Genomic DNA, 5,997 nt, shown 5'->3' with positions numbered 1-5,997 from the left:
CGAGAGACCCATGCGCGAGACGGGGCCAGCCCGTTCCGCGTCTTCCTCCTCACCGGAGTCAAACCCGTATGAGCCACCTGCCCGCCCCCTTGCCGCCACCCTCTGGTGAAAACGGCCGCCGCGTCGAGGCCCTCCGCATGGCGATGCGCGAGCGCATCCTGGTGCTCGACGGTGCCATGGGCACGCTCATCCAGGCGCAGAACCTCAAGGCCGGCGACTTCGGCGGCGCCGAGTACGAGGGCTGCAACGAGCACCTCGCCCTCACCCGGCCGGACGTCATCGAGCGCATCCACGCGGACTACTTCGCCGCGGGCGCGGACGTCACCGAGACGGACACCTTCGGCGGCACGCCGCTGGTGCTCGCTGAGTTCGGCCTGGGGCACAAGACGCTGGAGATCAACGCCGCCGCCTCCCGGGTGGCGCGCAAGGCCGCTGCGGACGCCGAGGCGAAGGACGGCCGCATGCGCTGGGTGGCGGGCTCCATCGGCCCCACCACGAAGGCAATCTCGGTGACGGGTGGCATCACCTTCGAGGAGCTGGTGGACAACTTCGCGGCGCAGGCCGAGGGCCTCGCCATCGGCGGCTCGGACTACCTGCTGGTGGAGACGTGCCAGGACACGCGCAACGTGAAGGCGGCGCTGCTGGGCTGCCAGCGCGCGTTCCGCAAGCTGGGCTATGCGCTGCCGGTGGCGGTGTCCGGCACCATCGAGCCCATGGGCACCATGCTGGCGGGCCAGTCCGTGGAGAGCCTCGCCGCGTCCCTGGAGCATGTGGAACTGCTCTACCTGGGCCTCAACTGCGCCACCGGCCCCGAGTTCATGACGGACCACCTCCGCTCGCTGTCCGGCATGAGCCCCTTCCCGGTGTCCTGCGTGCCCAACGCGGGCCTGCCGGACGAGAACGGGCACTACCTGGAGTCGCCGGAGATGCTGGCCCGCTCGCTGCGGCGCTTCGCCGAGCACGGCTGGCTCAACGTGGTGGGCGGCTGTTGTGGCACGCAGATGGGCCACATCCGCGCCATCGCCGATGCGGTGAAGGGGCTCACCCCGCGCAACAACACCCCGCCCCCGCGCTCCACGCTGTCCGGTGTGGACTACCTGGAGGTGAAGGAAGACGAGCGCCCCATCATCGTCGGCGAGCGCACCAACGTCATCGGCAGCAAGAAGTTCAAGGAGCTCATTGTCGCAGGCCAGATCGATGACGCCTCGGAGATCGCCCGCGCCCAGGTGAAGCGCGGCGCCCAGGTGATCGACGTCTGTCTGGCCAACCCGGATCGGGAAGAGCTGGAGGACATGCGCCGCTTCCTGGAGGTGGTCGTCAAGAAGGTGCGCGTGCCGCTGATGATCGACTCCACGGACGAGCGCGTCATCGCCATGGCGCTCACCTACAGCCAGGGCAAGGCCATCATCAACTCGGTCAACCTGGAGGACGGCGAGGAGCGCTTCGAGAAGGTGGTGCCGCTGGCGCGCCAGTTCGGCGCGGCGCTGGTGGTGGGCTGCATCGACGAGGTGGGCATGGCCGTCACGCGCCAGCGCAAGCTGGAGGTGGCCGAGCGCTCCTTCGAGCTGCTCACGAAGAAGTACGGGATGAAGGCGGAAGATCTCTACTTCGATCCGCTGGTGTTCCCCTGTGCCTCGGGGGATGCGCAGTACACGGGCAGCGGGGTGGAGACCATCGAGGGCGTGCGCCTCATCAAGCAGCGCTTCCCGCAGTGCAAGACGGTGCTGGGCATCTCCAACGTGTCCTTCGGCCTGCCCACCGCGGGCCGCGAGGTGCTCAACTCCGTGTTCCTGTACCACTGCGTGCAGGCGGGCCTGGACATGGCGCTCGTCAACTCGGAGAAGCTGGAGCGCTACCCGTCCCTGCCGCAGGAGGAGCGCAAGCTCTCCGAGGATCTGCTCTACAACCGGGGCACGGATCCGGTGACGCCCTTCGCGGCGCACTTCCGCGAGCGCAAGCCCCTGAAGGCCGCCACCTCCTCGCTGCCGCTGGAGGAGCGGCTGCAGCGCTACATCGTCGAGGGCACGCGGGACGGCCTCTTCGCGGATCTGGACCTGGCGCTGGAGAAGTACGCGCCGCTGGAGATCATCAACGGCCCGCTGATGAAGGGCATGGACGAGGTGGGTCGGCTCTTCGGGGCCAACGAGCTGATCGTCGCGGAGGTGCTCCAGAGCGCCGAGTCCATGAAGGCGGCGGTGACGCACCTGGAGCCGAGGATGAGCAAGGCCCAGGCGGCCTCGCGCGGCAAGGTGCTCCTCGCCACGGTGAAGGGGGATGTGCACGACATTGGGAAGAACCTGGTGGAGATCATCCTCGCCAACAACGGCTTCCAGGTGGTGAACCTGGGCATCAAGGTGCCGCCCGAGCAGCTCGTGAAGGCCGTCAAGGAGCACAGTCCGGACATCCTCGGCCTGTCTGGCCTGCTGGTGAAGAGCGCGCACCAGATGGTGGCCACCGCGGAGGATCTGAAGCGGGCGGGGGTGGACCTGCCCATCCTGGTGGGCGGCGCGGCGCTCAGCCGCAACTTCGTGGATCGCCAGATCGCCCCCGCGTACCAGGGCACCGTGGCCTATGCGCAGGACGCCATGAGCGGCCTGGAGCTGGCCAAGCAGATCGTTGATCCGGCCGCCCACCAGAAGCTCAAGGAGGATCTGGTCGTCCGGCGCCAGAAGCTGGCCCAGGAAGTCAAAGAGCGCCCCAAGTCCGCCGCCCCCGTGGCCGTCTCCACTCGCAGCAAGGAGGTGCGGGTGCTGGAGCAGGTGCCGGCCGTGCCGGGCTACGAGCGGCACGTGCTGACCAACACGCCGCTGGACCACATCTGGAGGTTCATCAACCCGGTGATGCTGTACGGGCGCCACCTGGGCCTTCGCAGCGCCTCGCGCGCCCTGGGCACGCCCGCCGAGGCGGAGCTGGCGAAGACGGAGGAGGGCCGCAAGGCGCTGGAACTCAAGGAGGCGGTGGAGGAGATCAAGTCCTTCCTGCGAGACGGGGCCATGAAGGCGCGCTCCGTCTTCCAGTTCTTCAAGGCGGGCAGCGATGGCAACCGCGTGCTGCTCTTCGACGGGCACACCGGCGAGCGGAAGGCCCTCTTCGAGTTCCCGCGCCAGGAGAAGGACGAGGGGCTGTGCCTGGCGGACTACGTGCTGCCACTGGAGGGCGGGGTGCCTCGTGACAACCTGTGCATGTTCGTCACCACGGCGGGCCACGGCATCCGCGAGCTCTCCGAGGAGTTCAAGGCCAAGGGCCAGTTCCTCAAGATGCACGCCGTGCAGGCCCTGGCGCTGGAGACGGCCGAGGGCTACGCGGAGCTGCTGCACACGCAGATCCGCAGCATGTGGGGCTTCCCGGACAAGCCGGACATGACGATGCTGGAGCGCTTCCGCGCGGAGTACGAGGGCAAGCGCTACTCGTTCGGCTACCCGGCGTGCCCGCGACTGGAGGACCAGGAGCTGCTGTTTGCCGCACTGCGTCCAGAGGAGATCGGCGTCCAGCTCACCGACGGCTGCATGATGGAGCCGGAGGCGTCCGTGTCCGCCGTCGTCTTCCATCATCCTCAGGCGCACTACTTCTCGGTGACGTAGAGTGGGCCACCTATGAGCGCGCCGATCATTCGCCGTGCCGTTCAGCTCCTCCCTGCTTGCGCCTCCACGGGCATCGGGAGCATGCCCCACACCCAGGTAGAGCTCGGGCTCCAGGCCGCACTGGCGATGGACATCCCGTTCCTTCCCCAGCTCCCCCAGCGCCACCCCTCCGAGTTCATGATCCCCGCGGCCCTCGAGGGGCTGCCGGGCCTGAGCTACGACGAGGACGGGATGTGCATGGTGGACCTCGCGAAGTGGGAGGCGGGGCGGCCGGCCTTCGAGGCCCAGCTGCAAGAGGCGCTGTCCTCCGGGCGGCTCGAGGCCTTCGAGCCCACGCTGGAGGGCTGCCGTGCCTGGCGGCCCTTCCTCTGGGAGGTGGAGAACCGGAAGCTGCGGCTTGCCAAGGCGCAGATCGCGGGCCCCTTCACGGTGCTCTCCGTGGCGCGCACGAGCGACGGAAAGACGACGCTCGAGGTGCCTGGGGTGGACAAGGCGCTGTACCAGCTGGTGATGGCGCGCTCTCTGGCCATGGTGAAGGCGATGCGCCGCACGGGCACCACGCCGCTCTTCTTCCTGGATGAGCCAGGGCTGTATGCCTTCCAGCGCTCCCAGCCGCGCCACCTGCTGGCCCTGCAGGAGCTGAAGCTGCTCGTGCTGGCGCTGCAGCGCGAGGGCGCCCTGGTGGGCATCCATTGCTGCGGCAACACCGACTGGGGCGCGCTGTTGGACGTGCAGCCCGATGTGCTGTCGCTGGACGTACGCCTCTCCCTGGATGCGATGCTGGAGGAGACGGACGCCGTGGCCCGCTTCCTGGCTTCGGGCGCCACGCTGAGCCTGGGCGTCGTCCCCACCGATCTCACGTCCACCTATGACGTAACGGAGCTGACGGACTCGGTGGAGGCCTCGCTCAGAGCGGCGCTGCCCAAGGGACGCAGCTTCACGCAGGTGCTGGACCACGTGATGCTGACGCCCGCGTGCGGCCTGGCCATGCGCTCGGTGCAGGACGCCGAGCGGATCCTGGGAGAGTTGCGGGCCGCGCAGCGGCACCTGCACGAGACGCTCGACACCGAGCGCGGCCCGGACTTCTACGTCATCTGATGGCGGCTACTGCCGGCCGAGCCGCAGCTCGCGCTCGGCCTGGTGCCAGTCCTGCTCGGGGTTGCCGGGCTGGCCGCCGCGCGCCAGGAAGATCTCGTAGGCGCGGCGGGCGATCTGCTCATGGGTCGGACCATTGCGCACGTGTGCATTCGAGGGCGTGCTGGGCACCTTCCCGGTCTCTTTCTCGGGTGTGTTCGAGGATTTGGCGAGGTTGCGGGCCATGGATACTCCTGAGAGAGGGGAACAGCCCGCGCAACATGAGGTAGACCCTGGGGTACAGGGAACCGGACCTGAGTCCAGGGGTTCTGGGCTGAACACGACACTCCAGAGGTTGTTCACCGCACCACACTCAGAGGGTCACCTCAGCGGTCGAGCACCCCAGCGTCGAGCGCCGCGTCGAGCGCGCGTTGCATGGCGGTGCTCATGCCCAGCCCCTCGGCCTGCGCGGGCGTGCACCAGCGCAGCTCGTGGAAGGCAGGCGCGCGCGAGGGGCGCTGCCGGCCGGAGACGCGCAGCAGCCGCAGGGTGAGGGCGCGGTGGGTGAGCTGACGTTGCACCGTCCCCAGCGCGGCCTTCGCGGTGACGGACACGCCCAACGCCTCCGAGAGCCGCGTGGCGGCCGCGGCGTCCGGAGCCTCGGGCGCTACCTCCGCGGCGGGGAGCTCCCACAGGCCGCCGAAGAGGCCCTTCTCCGCGCGCCGGGCGAAGAGCAGCGTGTCCTTGTGCGTCCACACGGCCAGCGCCAGGGTCAGGCGCTTGGGGGTGGCGCGCACCTTGGCAGGGGGAAGCTCATCCACGCGGCCGTGCTGGAGGGCCAGGCACGCGCCACGCACGGGGCACAGCAGGCACAGCGGGCTCTCGGGCCGGCACACGGTGGCGCCGTGCTCCATGAGGGCCTGGTTGAGATCCCCCGGCCGCTCGCCCTTCACGAGCACACGGGCCAGCTCCCACAGGCGGGCCTCGCGGGCCCGATCTCCCGGAGGCCCCTCCACCTCGAAGAGGCGCGAGAGGACGCGGGCCACGTTGCCATCCACCAGCGGAGCCTCTTCGCCAAAGGCAATGGAGGCCACGGCGCCTGCGGTGTAGCGGCCGAAGCCGGGCAGGCTGAGCAGCGCCTCCGCGGAGGAGGGGAGCCGGCCTCCGAAGCGCGCCACCACCTCCTGGGCGGCGCGGTGCAGGTTGCGCGCGCGCGAGTAGTACCCGAGCCCCCGCCACGCGGCGAGCACATCGTCCAATGGGGCCGCGGCCAGCGCCTCCACCGTGGGGAAGCGCGCGAGGAACCGCTCCCAGTAGGGGATGACGGTGGTCACCTGGGTCT

General features: G+C 69.5%; 4 protein-coding genes. 2 read left to right on the top strand and 2 right to left on the bottom strand.

The window, feature by feature from the left end:
* Positions 1-68 precede the first annotated feature (68 nt).
* On the top strand, positions 69-3,581 hold the full coding sequence (gene metH / locus VD972_RS28475) for a methionine synthase (RefSeq protein WP_324991902.1): 3,513 nt from the start codon (positions 69-71) through the stop codon (positions 3,579-3,581).
* Positions 3,582-3,593: 12 nt separating this feature from the next.
* The gene (locus tag VD972_RS28470; RefSeq protein WP_324991901.1) at positions 3,594-4,679 is read left to right on the top strand and encodes a hypothetical protein; all 1,086 of its coding nucleotides are present in this window, start codon (positions 3,594-3,596) and stop codon (positions 4,677-4,679) included.
* A gap of 6 nt (positions 4,680-4,685) precedes the next feature.
* Here VD972_RS28470 and VD972_RS28465 read toward each other — a convergent pair whose 3' ends face one another.
* Positions 4,686-4,901, bottom strand: a complete 216-nt coding sequence (locus VD972_RS28465) for a DUF2934 domain-containing protein (RefSeq protein WP_324991900.1) — start codon at positions 4,899-4,901, stop codon at positions 4,686-4,688.
* Between the two features lie 140 nt (positions 4,902-5,041).
* Positions 5,042-5,997, bottom strand: a 956-nt coding sequence (locus tag VD972_RS28460; protein ID WP_324991899.1) for an A/G-specific adenine glycosylase, incomplete at its 5' end; no start/stop codon positions are given.

Origin of the sequence: Hyalangium sp., from assembly GCF_035629615.1 — a bacterium.
GTDB lineage: Bacteria > Myxococcota > Myxococcia > Myxococcales > Myxococcaceae > Hyalangium.
Note: the sequence above shows the minus strand (reverse complement) of the source record. Positions and strands in the feature narration are given on the sequence as shown.

Excerpts from the sequence above, each read along its gene's own strand:
- VD972_RS28470 (WP_324991901.1), top strand. The coding sequence starts at position 3,594 with ATGAGCGCGCCGATCATTCGCCGTGCCGTTCAGCTCCTCCCTGCTTGC.
- metH (WP_324991902.1), top strand. The coding sequence starts at position 69 with ATGAGCCACCTGCCCGCCCCCTTGCCGCCACCCTCTGGTGAAAACGGC.
- VD972_RS28465 (WP_324991900.1), bottom strand. The coding sequence starts at position 4,901 with ATGGCCCGCAACCTCGCCAAATCCTCGAACACACCCGAGAAAGAGACC.